Origin of the sequence: Rhodohalobacter sp. 8-1 (assembly GCF_038150125.1) — a bacterium.
Taxonomy (GTDB): domain Bacteria; phylum Bacteroidota; class Rhodothermia; order Balneolales; family Balneolaceae; genus SW132.
The window spans coordinates 193552-209601 of the sequence record NZ_JBBVMF010000007.1; the positions used below are offsets into that span (position 1 = coordinate 193552).

The window sequence follows — 16050 nt, forward strand, 5'->3', positions numbered from 1 at the left end:
CATTGCTGAAAAAAGTTCTCATCATCGCCTATTACTTCCCGCCCATGGGAGGAAGTGGCGTGCAGCGACCGGCCAAGCTTGCTAAATACCTAAGGAAATTTGGATGGGAACCTGTAATTCTCGCACCTGAACCCGGCGCATATATAAGTTTTGATGAGTCCTTGCTCCTAGAACTTAAGGAGTTAAATATTCGGATTGAAAGGGTTAAGCCGAATACACCATTTCATAAATCAGGAAAGTCAAAAAAGAAGGTGTCATCATCACCGTTCAAAGAAAAGCTTGTGAAATGGCTTACGTCATGGTTTTTTCTGCCCGATAATAAAAGAGGGTGGGTTGAACCTGCCGTTGCGAAAGCAATTGAATTACACGCTTCTGAATCGTTTGACGCGATCCTTGCAACTGCTCCGCCCTACAGTAATTGTTTAATTGCTCAAACGATAAAGAAGAAAATTGGTTTGCCCGTTTTGCTTGATTTTCGTGATGATTGGTTGAAGAGTCACTGGATTTGGTATCCAACAAGCTGGCACTATAGGAAAATGAAAAAAATAGAACAGAAGGCATTAATGTCTGCTGATGCTATCTCTGTGGTGAATCCAATGTATAAGAGCTCATTTGAGGAAAGGTTGGCAAAAGGCAAACAGATTGATGTTCGTGTGATACCTAACGGATTTGATCCTGAAGATTACAATCAGGCAACACCATCAGGTTCTGATAAACGATTTACAATTTTGCATAGCGGCAGATTTTATAATGTGATTCAGCCCGATACTCTATTAAAATCTGTGAAGCTTGCAATAGATAAACAACCTGAATTGCAGAGCTGTCTGTCGCTGCAGTTCCAAGGGGGGCTGGGAAGGCGGCATTGGTCACTTATCAATAAACTGGGTCTTGAAATAGTTACGACCGATTTTGGCTATGTTGAACACGGGCAGGCCGTGAAAAATATCACAAACGCTGATCTGTTATATCTAACGCTGGGAGAACGGAAGCATATGAATGCGGTGACACCTGGCAAACTTTTTGAATACATGGGAAGCCTGAAACCAGTTTTGGCACATATCCCCGAAGGCGTAACCGCAGATTATTTACGGAAATACAATGCCGCTTCTATCATAGCTTTGAATGATGAAGTTTCCGGGGCACAGGAAATTCTGAACTTTTATGAGAAGTGGAAGCGGAATAATTTGCCGGTTGGAGATGAGAAATTTGCCACCCGGTTCAGCAGGCTAAAAATCGCAGAGCAGTTTAGCGGACTTTTGAGTCAAATTGTACATCATTAAACACATTATTTTTATTACGGGCAATCAATTGACGATTTATTTATGTGGGAATTTATAAAAAAAATATTCTCTGAACGAGAAGGTGACGTTACAGTAGTTGTACTGGATGATCAAAATCCGGATGGTTCCAGCTCATTCAAGCTGGCGGCTCAGGATGTTATTAAAGTAACTTTATTTGTAGTCATCTTATCGGTGCTTATTACAACTATTATATTTTTTGCCACACCCCTGGGCTCTCTTTATCAGCAACAGCAGGATGCTTCAATTCGAAATGAAGCCATTGCTATCAGTCAGAGACTTAATACATTACAAGATTCGCTGGAAGCAAGAGACCGGCAGCTGACGGATTTAAAACATGTTTTGCAGACGGTTCCCGATACGACTTTTAATGTAAGCTCAACAATGAATCAGGGCAATAGTGGAGAGGTAGATTTTGAAACTGATTTTCCTTTTTTAAATGCCTATGAAATGCTTTCGCAGGATCAGATCATATTTTCGGAATCATTGGAACGAGCACCCGATTTTCCCGCCAATCTTCCTGTTGATGGAACACTCAGCCAGAACTTTGATGCGGGCAAAGGACATTTTGGTATAGATATTGCAGCAGCTACTAACACAAGCTTTACATCGATTGCCGATGGAGTGGTCGCGTATGCTGAATGGACAATCAATTATGGATATGTTATTCACTTGCAACACAACAACGGTGTTACCTCGGTTTACAAGCATGGATCAAGTTTACTGAAACAACAGGGCGATTATGTTCTGAAAGGGGATGTACTTGGAACCGTAGCAGATACAGGCGTATTAAGCAGCGGTTCTCACCTGCATCTTGAAATCTGGAAGAATGGAATTCCCCAAAATCCCGTAATGTATTTAAATAACTAAGAATAATGTTTAAGAAAGAGGAAAATACAACCATGTCTGCATCAAAAAATCAAACTCCTTCACTTACTATGATCAGTGAAGGCACAACTATACATGGAACGATAAACACCGAAAATGATATCCGTATTGCGGGAAAAACCGACGGCGAGCTGATTACAAAAGGGAAACTGATTGTAACCTCCACCGGGATTGTTGAAGGCGACATCAAGGTGAAAGATGCCGACATTGCGGGAAAAATTGACGGTGAACTTCGGGTTAGCAATAAGTTAACGCTGCGACAGTCAGCAGTGGTTGAAGGCGACATCTACACAAAAACCCTTATTGTAGAGGAAGGTGCCGAAATGGTGGGTGCCTGCAGAATGGGTGCAGAAGCTTCCAAAGCTCCAACTCCGACATCGCCACTAAATTTGACGTCTAAGGATAAGTCATCTGATTCTAAAGATGAGAGCAATAATTCGCGTTCAAAACAGGATTCAGGCCTTCACTCAAAAAAGGCAACAGAAAACGGAAAATACATTAAAGCCTGATAGTTGACGAATTCCGGTGGAGAAAATAATCTAAAATATGTGTCGCTCGGCTTTGAGATAGCCGCAGGTTTAGGGGTACCTATTGGGATCGGGTTCTGGATCGACAGAACCTGGGCGACCATGCCTTGGTTTACATTTGCCGGAATTATACTTGGAGTTTCAGTTACCATCATGCTGATGGTGCGGCTGGCAAATAATCAGGAGTAAGCCGGCTATGGAAACATCAGAATCGGTAAAAAGCGGTCGGATTTTAATTGCGATCGCTTTAGGTTTTTTAGGATTCACATCTGCATTTCTATTCTTTCCTCGTTTAGACGCCGCTGCTCTGTTTGCCGGGTACGGGGTAGGGTTTCTTGCTATCGGGCTGCATTATCTAATTTCGGTCCTGTCATTGAGATGGGAGAACGAAACGTTTTTAGCCCTTTATACACCTCTCTCACTGCTTCGTTTAATCACAGTATTAGGGATCTTTATAGCCCTGATTTTTTTGGGAAAATTTGACCAATTTAGTTTTACTGTTAGTTTTTTAATTTCTTATATTTACCATTCTGTGATAAATATTTTTCTACTGAATAAAAGAACTAACAACCGACCGGGTTGAATCAGACCTAAAAATGAAACAAGCTTTGCGCAGTACTCTTTTTTCAATTCTTTTATTGATGCTATTTCATCCGGCAGCTATTGCACAGGATCAGTCTGCACAAGCCGAAGAAGAGCCGGTTATTGACGTAATGGGCAAGATCGTTGACCACGATTATTTAACACTGGTTGGTGTTAAAATCTATCTTCCCAGAATTCTTATCGTTGATGGCGAACTTTATGTTTATGGAAGTACAAAGTCCGCTTTAGAATCGGGTGATTTTCAGGAAGTTGATGGGGCGCTAGTTAGGGCCGACGGCGCGCCAGTTTCGCTTGACATGTCAATTACGTCACACCTTATGTATGTGTGGTTTGGAATAATCCTTACCTTAATATTTACTATTTGGGCTGCCCGTCGGTATAGGCGTGGAATAGGAAAAAGCACGGAGCCGCAGGGGATAACGCAAAATATTTTTGAAGTTCTTTTCATCTTTATTCGTGATGATATTGCCAAAGAGTACATTCCGGCTGATAAATATCATAAATATATTAACTACCTGTTTTCAGTGTTCATGGCCATTACATTCATGAACTTGTTTGGCCTGTTGCCATGGGGTGTATCGGCTACTGCTGATCTTACGGTAACAGCAACCCTTGCTGCAATCACATTTTTTATTACACAGTTTAGCGGTTCAAAAGATCACTGGCGTCATGTTTTTATGTTTCCCGGTGTACATCCGCTTATTCGCGTAATTTTAACGCCGGTGGAGATTCTCGGACTGTTTACAAAGCCATTTGCTCTCGCTATACGGCTTTTTGCAAACATGCTATCAGGCAAAATTTTGATTGTCTGTATACTCGGATTGATTTTCATCTTTACAGATATTTTCGGCCCCGCAGTTGGTGTGGGTTCCAGTGTTGTATGGGTTTCTCTAACCGCAGCACTTTATATACTAAAAGCTTTTATCGCGCTCTTACAGGCCTACATCTTTACACTGCTTTCAGCGGTGTTTATTGGGATGGCGGCAGAAGAGCACGATCACGAACATGACACAAACGTTGCGGCAGCAACTGACGTGAACACTTAATAACAACGATCAATAAATAACAAAAAGGTATACAATATGGGTTTCTTAGCAGCAGGAATTGGAGCTGGAATTATTACACTCGGTGCCGGTATCGGAATCGGGCTTATTGGTAAAGGTGCGGTAGAAAGTATTGCACGTCAACCGGAAGCATCAGGCGACATCCGTGGAGCTATGATTTTGACCGCAGCCTTTATTGAAGGTGTTGCACTGTTTGCCGCTGTTGTTACAGCAATTCTGGCCCTTGGAATCTCCGTTTAAAAAACATCACATATGTTCTTTATAGCAGCCGGAGGAGGGATCCTCTCATTTAATACTGGCTTTGCGATTTGGGTGTTGATTTCAATGCTCGTGTTTCTCTACATCATGGGGAAATACGCTGTTCCGCCAATTCTTCAGGCGCTGAACGAAAGAGAGCAGCGAATCAAAGACTCTCTGGAATCAGCAGAAAAAGCGATTGCGAAAGCAGAGCGTATTTCTGAGGATAATAAAAAAGCGCTGAAAGAAGCAGAATTAAAAGCGCAGAAAATCCGAAAGGAAGCGATTGAAGAGGCGGAATTGCTCCGGACCGAAAGGATCGGGAAAGCAAAGAAAGATGCCTCCAAACTTCTTGAAGACGCCAGGAATACGATTGAGCAGGAGAAGAAACAGGCTCTGTCTGAACTCAGAAATGAGGTAGCAGAATTAGCTGTAAAATCTGCTTCAATGATTATTGAAGCCGAGCTTGATCAGGAAAAGAATAAAAAGCTAGTCGATAACTTCATTGGCGATCTGTCAAAAAACTAAAGGAAACGAATGATTTCTAAAGCAGCCCGGCGATATGCCAATGCTCTTTTGCAGTCTGCACTGGAGCAAGACATACTCGACGACGTTGAAAAAGATATACGGTTCATCTTGAATACGGTGCAGGATTCCCGGGATCTTGTTGTCTTTTTGAAGAGCCCAATCATTAAGACGGAAGATAAGCAGGATGTGCTGTCTACAATCTTTCATGAGCATATTTCTGGCGAAACAAAGAGTTTGCTTCGTCTGCTCTCTGAAAAAAACAGAGAGAATTTACTGGAAGATATCTGTCAAGGGTTTATTCAGCTCTATAATAAGCATGAAGGAATTATACAGGTGGATGTTACTACTGCGTATGAGTTAAGTAAGTCGCAAACAGATGACCTTTTAAAGGCCCTTGCCTCTTCAACCGGAAAAAAGATTGAGATGAATGTAACCGTCGACGAAGATATCATAGGCGGATTAATCGTTCGTATTGATGACACGGTATTGGACGGCTCAGTGAAACACAAAATCAGAAAGCTCAAAAATCAGTTTGCAGTAGGTACTGCAGTATAAAATTTAGGTAGGAATATGAGTCAAGTAAGACCTGACGAAGTCTCAGCAATTTTAAGAAAACAACTTTCCGGATTCGACAACGAAGCGGAAACATATGATGTGGGAACCGTTCTTGAAGTAGGAGACGGTATTGCCCGTGTGTATGGCCTTTCAAAGGTTCAAGCAGGGGAACTTGTAATACTGCCTGATTCTCTGAGTGAAGACGGAAATCCAATTCGAGGGATGGTACTGAATCTTGAAGAAGACAATGTAGGTATTGTGCTTTTTGGTAATTCGACATCAGTTGAGGAAGGCCATTTAGTAAAGAGAACAAAAAATATCGCATCCCTTCCTGTAGGTGACGAAATTCTTGGTCGTGTTATTGACCCGCTGGGTCGCCCGCTTGATGGTAAAGGTGCACTGACGGGAGATTTGATCACCGTACCGCTCGAACGAAAAGCGCCGGGTGTTATTTATCGCCAGCCGGTTGATGAACCCGTTCAAACAGGAATTAAAGCGATTGACTCGTTAATTCCAATCGGCCGCGGCCAGCGAGAACTTATCATTGGTGACCGTCAAACAGGTAAAACAGCTGTTGCAGTTGATACAATCATCAACCAGAAATACACGCAGGATTCTGATAAACCGATTGTATGTATTTATGTAGCCGTAGGACAGAAAGGATCTACAGTAGCAAATATTGTTAAGACACTGAATGAGTACGACGCAATTGATTACACGTGCGTTGTATCTGCACCAGCCAGTTCATCGGCACCGATGCGTTATATTGCGCCTTTTGCTGGAGCAGCTATCGGGGAATATTTCCGTGATACAGGCCGCCACGCGCTTGTGATTTATGATGATCTTTCGAAACAAGCTGTGGCCTATCGTGAACTTTCACTGCTCCTTAAACGACCACCGGGCCGTGAAGCATATCCAGGTGATGTTTTCTATCTGCACAGCCGTTTGTTGGAACGATCAGCCAAAATCATTGAAAGTGATGAAGTGGCTCAGATGATGAACAACATTCCTGAAGAACTTAAGCCCAAGGTGAAAGGCGGGGGGTCGTTAACGGCACTCCCCATTATTGAAACCCAGGCGGGTGATGTATCAGCATATATTCCGACAAACGTAATTTCTATTACCGACGGCCAGATCTTTCTTGATACAGATCTGTTTAACAGTGGTATTCGCCCGGCAATTGATGTGGGTATTTCAGTATCACGTGTGGGTGGTTCTGCACAGGTAAAATCAATGAAGAAACTTTCAGGAACGCTTAAACTCGACCTGGCCCAGTACCGGGAACTGGAAGCTTTTGCTAAATTCGGTTCCGACCTTGATCCCTCAACTCAGCGTCAGCTGAAGCGTGGAGAGCGAACAGTAGAATTGATGAAGCAGGGAGAGTATAATCCATTACCTGTAGAACAGCAGATTGCACTGCTCAAGATTAATAATGTAGGGCTGCTTGATGAGCTCCCGGTAACAAAAATTCGTGAATTCGAAGATACGTACCTTGAGACGATCGGGGCCAAGTATAGTAAAAAGATGCAGGAACTGTCGAAAACAGGTGTGTTAAGCGACTCTTTTGGGGAGGAGCTTGTTGATGCAGCTCAAAGCGTAATCGATCAAATTTTGGCAGCTGAAGAGGTAGAATAGATGGCTAACCTTCGGGATATTCGAAACCGGATTTCATCCGTTAACAACACTCAGCAGATAACAAGAGCCATGAAGATGGTGGCTGCTGCAAAGCTACGGAAAGCACAAAACCGCATGACTTCTATGCGGCCGTATGCCACGAAGCTTAAGGAAGTTGTATCGCGTTTGGGATCATCCTCTGACGCCAAAAATCCACTGTTGAGGAAACCCGATGAAATTGACCGTGTCTTGCTTTTAGTGGTCGGGTCTGATAAAGGTTTGTGTGGTGGTTTTAACAATAACCTTTTTAAGGTTGTAGAACGAACTATCGCTAATGACTACTCAGAGCATCACAAAAATGGAACACTCGATTTGATTACAATTGGACGCAAAGCCACTGTGTACTTCAAAAAACGAGAGTATAACATCGTTGATAAATATCCCGGATTTTTTGATAATCTTGAGTATGATCTTACGGCTGAGATTATGGAACACGTTATCAAAAAATACACATCTGAGTATTACGATAAAGTGCTGATCAGTTTTAATGAATTTAAAACTGTTATCGCTCAAAACAGACGCGTGTTACAAGTATTACCGGTAGATCCGGCGTCTCTGAAAAAAGATGAAAATGAAGATGAATCTTTGAAAACAAGCGATTATCTTTACGAGCCTGATTCGTCTTCGATACTTGATGAAATATTACCGGTTTACGTGATTATGCAGCTCTGGAGAGCTGTGCTAGAATCGAATGCATCAGAACAGGGAGCTCGGATGGCTGCCATGGATAACGCCACTGAAAATGCCAAAGAGCTTGAAGAAGAATTGACGCTGAAGTATAACCAGGCACGACAAAGCGCCATTACTACCGAGATATCAGAAATTGTATCGGGTGCCCAGGCGCTTGAAGAGTCTTAGTCTTAGATCTTTAACTTATTGACGACCGGTACTGTTGATGGTATATTTCCATAGCAGTTCAACAAACTCTTTTTTATTTCCGGAGGGATGGCAGAGTGGTCGAATGCGGCGGTCTTGAAAACCGTTGAGGCGCAAGTCTCCGGGGGTTCGAATCCCTCTCCCTCCGCATTATTTTTTATGCATACATATTGAAAAGCGAGTCGCACGGTACCTATTAGCATGGAAGTACCGATGATGTGTATAAGCGATTGGAGGAACACAATGCCGGGCGACAGCGGTATAAAAATGTCGTCGTCCTTGGGTTTTCTATATTACAAGGAAGAATGTAAGACACGTAGTGAAGCAAGGCAGCGTGAAAAGTTTTTCAAAAGTATTGATGGATATCGATATTTAAAAAAATAAGGGCATCATTTAAAGCTTTTGATGATTGGGAGGCGTTAGTCTCCGGCGGGTTCCCCCGAAGGGATCCCTTTGGGAGAAACCCTCTCCCTCCGCTTTTTTTTAATTATTAATTTTAAAATGAGGCGCAAGTCTTAGGTGGGTTCCTCCGCAGGGATTCATTCGGAAGAATCCCTCTCCCTCCGCATTTTTTTTCTAAAGCCCCAAAAATATTTGGGGCTTTTTTTTTTAAATATAATTCTTCTTAATACGTTTGTGGCGATAACACTTCTTATAAACTGAAATAATAGAATGAAGTCACGTTTGTTTACTGTCCTTTTACTTGCTGCATCAGCCTTAGTACTTCAATTGCCAGCATCAGCCCAGGATACACTTAGTATATCGTTACCCGACTTCATTGAAAGAGGGATAGAACGGTCCGGACAGGCTGACTATCTCGAAAATGCAGTTCATCTTGCCGAAAATAGGGCGAAACAGGCTAAAGATCAGCGTATTTTGCCACGGATTAATCTGAGCACACAACATGGGCTAATTCCGGGTGTAGACAGTAATAAAGAGAATTTATCACCAAATGAATTTTACTTAGATCCTGACCTTTCAAATGATTGGGAGAACTGGGCAATATTTACCAGGGCTGAAGTTAGTGCTGCACAACCAATATATACCTGGGGTGCTTTAACCAATGCAATAAATGCTACTGAAGCCGCTGCCAATGCAGCGCAGTTTAGATTTGAGGCCGAAAAATCAGAGATTGAAATTCAACTCTTTGATCTTTATTACAGCTATCAGCTAGCTCTTGAATTAGAACGAATACTAATTGAAGCTGATGAACAGTTACGGCAGGTTGAGCGTCAGCTGAATAAGATGCAGGAGGAAGGAGATCCCGATCTGGATCAATCGGATGTTTTTAAATTTAATATTTTTAAAGCCGAGTTTGAAGTACAACGGGAAGAAGTACGACAAAGCCTCGACAACGTTCGGCGAGTCTGGGCTTACATTCTTGATCCGTCACAAAACAATGTTTACGAACCTGAAAGTCTATACCTCGATGCTGTGCCATTTGAACTTGAGTCGTTTAACTACTACAGGTCAGTTGCAATGGACGAGAGACCCGAGCTGATGGGAGCTGATGCGGGAATCAGTGCCGCCAGCAGTCAGATTGAAGCTGTTAAATCACAGTATTATCCATCGTTGTTCCTGGGTTTGTCTGGTAGTTATGCAAATACTCCCAACCGGCCCCGTCAATCGAACCCGTTCATCATAAATAATACGAACTATGCCTCTGCAGCTGTGGGGCTTAGTTTTCGGCAAAATTTAAATTTTTTGACGACACAAACTAAAGTTGATCGTGCCCGAATAGAGAAGAAACAAGTCGAAGATCTTAAGCTTGCATTAACCGATGGTATTTTCCTTGAGTTAAATGATACTTATCGTAAAGCTTCTGTTGCTCAAAAACGTGTTACTCAGCTTGAGGAAGTTCTCTCCATTTCAAAAAACTGGGTCCGGCAAGAGCAGCTTGATTATGATTTTGGATTTGGTGATGTGAAAGACCTCCTTGACGCCGTACAAAAAGAGTTAGAAACGAGAGTTGAATTGAAACAAAATACCTTTGAATTGAATAAGAGAGTTGCAGAGCTTTATAAAGCAGCGGGAATTCCTGTTGTACAGCTTAGAATAAATTAAAACTGTTTACTATGTATTTTAAAAAACTTGGCTTAATAATTATATCATTCCTCCTGGCCGGATCAATTTTTGCCCAGGATGGAGAGCAGCAGATTCGTCAGATGCTTAATGAAAGAGATAACGAGATAAAAGAGCTTCTCGGCCCTGAAGGAACATCTTACACGCAGGAGCAGCGCAATGAACTCAAAGAGATTATTAATGGCGTGATCGATTTCAGGTCCATGGCAAGATATGCACTGCAAGACACCTGGAATGAACTCTCAGATGAAAGAAGGGAACGGTTTGTAGATCTTTTCGCAACCGTTGTCAGGGATCAGTCTTTGAACCGGCTTGAAATTTACAGAGCGGAAATTGAATATGAGAGTATAGAGGTCGATGGAGATTCAGCAAAAGTAAGCACTGTTGCTCAGCTTGAGAATGTCAGAACTCCTGTAGGTTATGAAATGGTAAAAAAAGACGGAGAGTGGGTGGTGACTGATTTTTCGATCGACGGAGTTTCTACTGCAGAATCTTACAATACTCAATTTCAGAACATTATCAGAAAGCGTGGGTTTGATGCACTTTTCGATAGTTTAGAACGCCGTGCAGCGCGTGCGTCTTCCACTTAATACTTTTCTTTTGGGCCGGTTTATTTCACCCGTAGTTACCGGCTTTTTTCCAAAATAAGAAAACTGATTTCCCGGCAAGTGTCATCAACATATGCTCATCTATCATTCAATTTCTTATAATTCGTTTTACTTCTTGGACTCGATGACTACCTTTCGTCCATGAAAACGGTATTGATGATCGCCCCTTATTTTGTTCCACGTCGCCGCGTGGGGTCGCTCAGGCCCTACAAGTTTGCGAAACATCTCACATCTTTTGGCTGGAAACCGGTTGTATATACTATCGGCTCACCTGATGATCATCTTACACAACATGAGAAACAATCTCTGGCCGGAGTTACTGTAAAACACATCAATCCGCCATTTGATCGAACGACGGGAATGAAATCTGAACGTGATATTAAACCGAAGTACAGAGTATGGGCTGAATGGTCTAACCGGATCGCTGAGTGGTTCGACCGGCAGGTGCCGATGGATACCTGGGTGTTTTTGTTTTGGAGCGCCTATTCGAAGATTTTGGAACAATCAAAGAGTTTAAACCCTGATGTGATTTGGAGTACCGGTGATCCATGGTCGGGCCACTGGCTGGGGCATAAGCTGGCGAATGATCTGAAAAAACCGTGGATCGCAGATTTTCGTGACCCATGGACGCTTTCTGGTTTATCTCTTCGGGAGCGCTCGTATCTCTCGAATCTGGCTGATAAACGTCTTGAAAAAAAATTCATATTAGCTGCTGATAAAGTCATTTTTACAGCGCAGTCAACTGAAGATATCTATTCGAACTACTATTCAATTGCACCGGAGAAAACGGCTACGATCTATAATTCATTTGAGCTGCCGGATCAAAAAGAATTAGCAAGTCCAGAAAAGGAATGGTCCGCTGATATTGATGTTTCAAAACTGAATCTGATTTTCTTTGGATCATTCAGGCGCTTGAGCCCCATCAACCCGATTGCGGAAGCAGTGGCAGAGCTTCCGGAAGATGTTCGGAAACGGATTAGAGTTCACTCTTTTGGTACTCTCGAGCCGGATGACGAAGAGACTTTGAAAAGACTTGGTATATCGAGTCTTTTTAAGACTCACGATAAGGTTGTACCGGAGAAAGCGCCCGCGGTATTTGCGAGTGCGGATATATTGCTCGTGAGCACCAGCCGTGAACGCAAATCAATTATCCCGGCGAAGCTCTGGGAATATATGATATCTGACAGGCCCATTTTATCGATCACACCGAATCCGGAGATTGGAGAAATTCTAAGCAAATCGGGCACAGGGCGTCATTTCCATAATAGCAATACAGATGGAATTGCAGATGTTCTAAAACAAGCTGTCGATAGAAAATTGAACGGTGAACCACTGTTTGATATAGATCGGAAACCGGATCAAATCAGAAAATATTCCGCAAAAAATAATACCCGCAAACTTGCTCAAATTATGGATACCTTAGCCGGCGATGAGCACTAAAAAAGGAAGTTTAACTGAAAAAGCGGGTGTCGTGGTTTTTGCCAGGATTATCACCACGGTGATTGATCTGGCGATTGTAATAGCCACAATTCAAATCCTTTCCAAGACTGACTTCGCAATCATCGGCTACCTGCTGATGGTCCATGAAGTAGCAAGGAACCTTGCCACCCTTGGCTTTCCCGAAAGTATCTTTTATTTCTTTGAACGTGTTAGCGGAAGTGCCAAACGAGGATTTACGGCGCAAACGACCTCTATCTTACTGCTTACAGGTATTGTTGCCGGTGCGTTCGTTCTGCTAATAAGCTATTTTGCTCCTCAGTTACTTACTGAGTGGGACCCATTTAATGTTCAACAGGTACAGGATTTACTGCCCTGGATGGGGCTGCTTGCTGTTCTTGAAATCCCAACCTGGCCGGTTACTAATGTACTTCTTGCCCTTGACCGGCAGAAAGATTCCGCCTGGTATGAGATGAGCACAAGTCTGCTATCTTTCGGATGCCTGGTGGTTCCACTTGCCTTGGGCTATGGTCTTGAAATTGCAGTTTACGGACTCGTTATTTATGGTGTTATCCGTTTTATCGGATCGTTTATCTGGCTTCATATGGTACTGCCAGAAGGTAAACTGTCCGACACAGACATTTCTCTCAAAAAGCAATTCGATTTTGCGCTGCCGCTTGGGTTTTCATCACTTACTAACAAACTAAACCGGTATGTGGACAAGTTTGTTGTATCAATCCTTCTGCCAGCCGCCGCCTATGCAGAGTACACGATTGGAGCCCAGGAAGTCCCGATTATTCGTGTGATTCCATTTGCTGTGGGTTCTGTTCTAATCAGCCGCTATGTGAGTTTGCAGCTTGAGTCGAAAAAAGAGGAGCTTCTTGAGCTTTGGTACAAAGGCGTTGAAAAAGTAAGTTTGCTGGTGGTGCCACTTACAATTCTATCCATTATTATTGCCCCGGATCTTATTTCATTAATTGCAGAGTCGGAGGGTACAGACTACTCTAACGCCGTGCTGCCTTTTCAGATATATAATCTTATTGTTTTGGTTCGAGTAACGCATTACGGAAGTATTCTTCAGGCGTTCGGCGATACGAAAGGCGTGTTTTATATGAGCCTGAATCTTGTGGTGGCAAACATTATTTTGAGTGTGCCGTTTACGATTTGGTTTGGGATTGTTGGAACAGCTTTATCAACATTTATCGCCAATATTTATAACTGGCTGATTTTACTGCGCCGGATTGGTGGTCACATGGAACTGCCGTTTTACAAGGTGCTACCTTTTCCTTTTTACTTTAGCGTGCTTGGAACTTCAGTACTCGTTGCGATTCCGGCATGGTATGTTCGGATGGAGTACATTTCAATAGAGAGCACAATCATAGGGCTGGTTACATCAAGCGCCATATTCCTGATCTCATTTGCAGTTGTGGGTACACTATTAAAAGTGATAACTCCTGACGACTGGCAGAAACTGAAAGACTGGCTGTCTTTCAAATTTCTTACTTCAAACTAATTCCATTTGGCAGATTTGATACACGGTTTTTCTGGTTCCCAAGTTTGATTTACCGCCGAGCCTATTAAGATCTTGTAAGGACAGTAATACCTTTATCAGTCTTTTGTATATCGGCGTTGAATTCCGGAAACTCTTTAAGCCAGCGCTGAACAATGCCTGCCTCTTCCTCACGGTTAGTATCGTGAATGATGATGGTACAGATTTGTGCCAATTTATCGGCCATTAACGGCAGAGCAGGATAACGGGCAAATTTTACCGTGCTTACCGGGGGACCATCGACTATAAGAAGGTCGATGTCTTCCTCAGGAGAAAAATCTGACAGGTCGTACCATTTAAAACTTTCTCCCTTCAATTTAATATCAATCAGAGGAGCAACCCGCAAATCGATGCGGTTACTTAATCCATGCTGATTAATCTCAGTGCGGGTAATCTCAGCGTACTCTTTGTCATGGTCTAGACTAATCAGTTTTCCATCAGGGCTATACTTTTCAAGCCCATAACCATTAATCAAGGATGTGATACCGCTTCCCAACTCTACAATGGTTTTTGGTTTGCTAAAGATGATTTGCCGGAGAACTGTAACGGCCAGTTCGGGTGTGGCCGCCCAGCTTGTCATGGGGCGCAAAGGAGCCCTGAGAGGCAATAAGTTTTGAATCTCTCCAATTGCCTGAATTTTATACTGCAAGTGTTCCGATTCTTTCTTGTTGACCCGATAAAAATGGGTCAGTATTAAAAGCAGGATAAAAACGGTCAGAATTAAGAAGACAACTGTTTCAGCCGTTCGATCGAGTAATAATGCGGCAAGTATCAGGAATACTGCATACACAGTTAGATGAACCAGCAGAAATGGCCAGTCAGCATGTTTGATTTTGTTGATAGGCGGATCAAATATGTTCATACGAGCCGGTAGTGATACATTACATTTAGATTATTTGAACAAAGCATACAAAAGAATATAAACATTGGCTACTTGCTTTTAGCAAATCGTAAACCAGGTAAAATTTTGATTGATGGTTTTACACTAATTGCCTGTAAAGATCTTCCGTTTTTTTTATCTGGCTGTTAAGGTTGTGTTCTTTTTCGACCATCAGACGTCCTCCAAGGCTTACTTTCTTTACAAGGTCTGCATCTTTATAAAGTCTGATAACAGCACGCTTCAATGCATCAGAATTTCGTGTTGGCACCTGTAATCCTGTTTCCTCGTTAATAACGAGTTCAGGTAGCCCGGCATGATTACTCGCAATTACGGGTATACCGGTCGCCATTCCTTCCACAGTTGTTTGCGGAAGCCCTTCCCGATCCCCATCTTTGGCCTGAACACTTGGTACCAATAAAATATCGTGGTTTTGAAGTGCTTTAAAAATGTCAATATTATCTGTGAACCCGTGAAAAGTTACACAATCTGACAGGCCGGCATCTTTTACATATGATTTAAGCTGCGGCAGTAATTCACCATCGCCGTAAAGATCGAGTGTAATGTCGGGAATTACTTTTCTGATCTCGGTCAGAGCGCGAAGTGCGTATATAAACCCTTTCTTTTCTACGCAGCGGCCAACCATCATCAGCCTGGGGCCGGAACTATGTCGCTGATTGAATTCAATATTTTCAACGTCAACTGCAAGTTTAACGACGCTGATTTTATTTTTATCAAAGCCAAGTTTCACCAGATTTCGCTTCATATCATTAGAAACTGCAACGGCCCAGTCCATGTTTTTTCTGAGTCGCTTGTACCGCTGCTTCCAGCCAAACTCTCTTGGCAGCCTTGTGACATCGTGTCCGTAAAAATTTACAATAAGAGGGAGCCCTGCTTTGTTTCGAAGTCGAATTAAACGATAGGAATCAAGCCCAAAATGACCGTGTATGATATCTGGTTGCTCATCTTTGACTACATCAAACAGAAATGATGGAGTCATATTTAATTTTATCTGAACAGTGTTCCAGAAACCCTGAAGCCCATATTTTGGCATCTCATAGATATTGAGGTCTTTAACAAAAGATTTGGCATAACATGTGGTGATGACCGGCTCAAATGTCTTATGATTTCTTACCAATCCATCGATAAAGGTTTCTGAGGGATTGAGGTAAGTCGTTTTAAAATGTAGTACTTTCATTTATTGAGCTGACTTGAAGGAAGCAATTTCTTAGTTTAAAACTCATGAA

17 protein-coding genes and 1 tRNA gene are annotated in these 16050 nt (G+C 42.5%); 16 read left to right on the plus strand and 2 right to left on the minus strand.

Features of this window, described 5'->3' with window-relative positions:
- The first annotated feature begins 2 nt into the window (after positions 1 to 2).
- From AABW11_RS09425 to AABW11_RS09500, 16 genes are all read left to right on the plus strand, one after another.
- On the plus strand, positions 3 to 1280 hold the full coding sequence (locus AABW11_RS09425; protein WP_340104828.1) for a glycosyltransferase: 1278 nt from the start codon (positions 3 to 5) through the stop codon (positions 1278 to 1280).
- 42 nt (positions 1281 to 1322) lie between these two features.
- Positions 1323 to 2168, plus strand: coding sequence for a M23 family metallopeptidase (locus AABW11_RS09430; RefSeq protein ID WP_340104829.1), 846 nt, complete (start codon positions 1323 to 1325; stop codon positions 2166 to 2168).
- Positions 2169 to 2173: 5 nt separating this feature from the next.
- Positions 2174 to 2695: a bactofilin family protein gene (locus AABW11_RS09435; protein WP_340104830.1), complete on the plus strand. Its 522-nt coding sequence runs from the start codon at positions 2174 to 2176 to the stop codon at positions 2693 to 2695.
- A 3-nt stretch (positions 2696 to 2698) separates the two neighbouring features.
- The gene (locus AABW11_RS09440) at positions 2699 to 2902 is read left to right on the plus strand and encodes an AtpZ/AtpI family protein (protein WP_340104831.1); all 204 of its coding nucleotides are present in this window, start codon (positions 2699 to 2701) and stop codon (positions 2900 to 2902) included.
- Positions 2903 to 2909: 7 nt separating this feature from the next.
- The gene (locus AABW11_RS09445; RefSeq protein ID WP_340104832.1) at positions 2910 to 3296 is read left to right on the plus strand and encodes a hypothetical protein; all 387 of its coding nucleotides are present in this window, start codon (positions 2910 to 2912) and stop codon (positions 3294 to 3296) included.
- Between the two features lie 13 nt (positions 3297 to 3309).
- Entirely contained in the window at positions 3310 to 4362 is a 1053-nt protein-coding gene (gene atpB, locus AABW11_RS09450; RefSeq protein ID WP_340104833.1) for a F0F1 ATP synthase subunit A, read from the plus strand.
- A 36-nt stretch (positions 4363 to 4398) separates the two neighbouring features.
- Entirely contained in the window at positions 4399 to 4620 is a 222-nt protein-coding gene (locus tag AABW11_RS09455; RefSeq protein ID WP_340104834.1) for an ATP synthase F0 subunit C, read from the plus strand.
- 12 nt (positions 4621 to 4632) lie between these two features.
- A complete protein-coding gene (gene atpF / locus AABW11_RS09460; protein ID WP_340104835.1) occupies positions 4633 to 5145 on the plus strand; it encodes a F0F1 ATP synthase subunit B in 513 nt (170 codons plus the stop codon).
- Between the two features lie 9 nt (positions 5146 to 5154).
- Positions 5155 to 5700: an ATP synthase F1 subunit delta gene (gene atpH, locus AABW11_RS09465; protein ID WP_340104836.1), complete on the plus strand. Its 546-nt coding sequence runs from the start codon at positions 5155 to 5157 to the stop codon at positions 5698 to 5700.
- A gap of 15 nt (positions 5701 to 5715) precedes the next feature.
- Positions 5716 to 7335, plus strand: coding sequence for a F0F1 ATP synthase subunit alpha (atpA, locus tag AABW11_RS09470; protein ID WP_340104837.1), 1620 nt, complete (start codon positions 5716 to 5718; stop codon positions 7333 to 7335).
- Positions 7336 to 8232: an ATP synthase F1 subunit gamma gene (gene atpG / locus AABW11_RS09475; RefSeq protein ID WP_340104838.1), complete on the plus strand. Its 897-nt coding sequence runs from the start codon at positions 7336 to 7338 to the stop codon at positions 8230 to 8232.
- 81 nt (positions 8233 to 8313) lie between these two features.
- Positions 8314 to 8398, plus strand: a tRNA-Ser gene (locus AABW11_RS09480).
- Positions 8399 to 8922: 524 nt separating this feature from the next.
- The gene (locus AABW11_RS09485) at positions 8923 to 10314 is read left to right on the plus strand and encodes a TolC family protein (protein ID WP_340104839.1); all 1392 of its coding nucleotides are present in this window, start codon (positions 8923 to 8925) and stop codon (positions 10312 to 10314) included.
- Positions 10315 to 10325: 11 nt separating this feature from the next.
- Positions 10326 to 10922, plus strand: a complete 597-nt coding sequence (locus AABW11_RS09490; protein WP_340104840.1) for an MlaC/ttg2D family ABC transporter substrate-binding protein — start codon at positions 10326 to 10328, stop codon at positions 10920 to 10922.
- A gap of 159 nt (positions 10923 to 11081) precedes the next feature.
- On the plus strand, positions 11082 to 12380 hold the full coding sequence (locus AABW11_RS09495) for a glycosyltransferase (protein WP_340104841.1): 1299 nt from the start codon (positions 11082 to 11084) through the stop codon (positions 12378 to 12380).
- Positions 12370 to 13890, plus strand: coding sequence for an oligosaccharide flippase family protein (locus AABW11_RS09500; protein WP_340104842.1), 1521 nt, complete (start codon positions 12370 to 12372; stop codon positions 13888 to 13890). Before AABW11_RS09495 ends, AABW11_RS09500 begins: the two co-directional genes overlap by 11 nt.
- Positions 13891 to 13954: 64 nt before the next feature.
- Here AABW11_RS09500 and AABW11_RS09505 read toward each other — a convergent pair whose 3' ends face one another.
- The gene (locus AABW11_RS09505) at positions 13955 to 14788 is read right to left on the minus strand and encodes an O-methyltransferase (protein WP_340104843.1); all 834 of its coding nucleotides are present in this window, start codon (positions 14786 to 14788) and stop codon (positions 13955 to 13957) included.
- Between the two features lie 118 nt (positions 14789 to 14906).
- Positions 14907 to 16001: a glycosyltransferase family 4 protein gene (locus tag AABW11_RS09510; protein WP_340104844.1), complete on the minus strand. Its 1095-nt coding sequence runs from the start codon at positions 15999 to 16001 to the stop codon at positions 14907 to 14909.
- Positions 16002 to 16050: the final 49 nt, after the last annotated feature.

Bases quoted from the DNA above. Each gene is read 5' to 3' on its own strand.
- AABW11_RS09430 (WP_340104829.1), top strand. From the start codon at position 1,323: ATGTGGGAATTTATAAAAAAAATATTCTCTGAACGAGAAGGTGACGTT.
- AABW11_RS09435 (WP_340104830.1), top strand. From the start codon at position 2,174: ATGTTTAAGAAAGAGGAAAATACAACCATGTCTGCATCAAAAAATCAA.
- AABW11_RS09445 (WP_340104832.1), top strand. From the start codon at position 2,910: ATGGAAACATCAGAATCGGTAAAAAGCGGTCGGATTTTAATTGCGATC.
- atpB (WP_340104833.1), top strand. From the start codon at position 3,310: ATGAAACAAGCTTTGCGCAGTACTCTTTTTTCAATTCTTTTATTGATG.
- AABW11_RS09455 (WP_340104834.1), top strand. From the start codon at position 4,399: ATGGGTTTCTTAGCAGCAGGAATTGGAGCTGGAATTATTACACTCGGT.
- atpF (WP_340104835.1), top strand. From the start codon at position 4,633: ATGTTCTTTATAGCAGCCGGAGGAGGGATCCTCTCATTTAATACTGGC.
- atpH (WP_340104836.1), top strand. From the start codon at position 5,155: ATGATTTCTAAAGCAGCCCGGCGATATGCCAATGCTCTTTTGCAGTCT.
- atpA (WP_340104837.1), top strand. From the start codon at position 5,716: ATGAGTCAAGTAAGACCTGACGAAGTCTCAGCAATTTTAAGAAAACAA.
- atpG (WP_340104838.1), top strand. From the start codon at position 7,336: ATGGCTAACCTTCGGGATATTCGAAACCGGATTTCATCCGTTAACAAC.
- AABW11_RS09485 (WP_340104839.1), top strand. From the start codon at position 8,923: ATGAAGTCACGTTTGTTTACTGTCCTTTTACTTGCTGCATCAGCCTTA.
- AABW11_RS09490 (WP_340104840.1), top strand. From the start codon at position 10,326: ATGTATTTTAAAAAACTTGGCTTAATAATTATATCATTCCTCCTGGCC.
- AABW11_RS09495 (WP_340104841.1), top strand. From the start codon at position 11,082: ATGAAAACGGTATTGATGATCGCCCCTTATTTTGTTCCACGTCGCCGC.
- AABW11_RS09500 (WP_340104842.1), top strand. From the start codon at position 12,370: ATGAGCACTAAAAAAGGAAGTTTAACTGAAAAAGCGGGTGTCGTGGTT.
- AABW11_RS09505 (WP_340104843.1), bottom strand. From the start codon at position 14,788: ATGAACATATTTGATCCGCCTATCAACAAAATCAAACATGCTGACTGG.
- AABW11_RS09510 (WP_340104844.1), bottom strand. From the start codon at position 16,001: ATGAAAGTACTACATTTTAAAACGACTTACCTCAATCCCTCAGAAACC.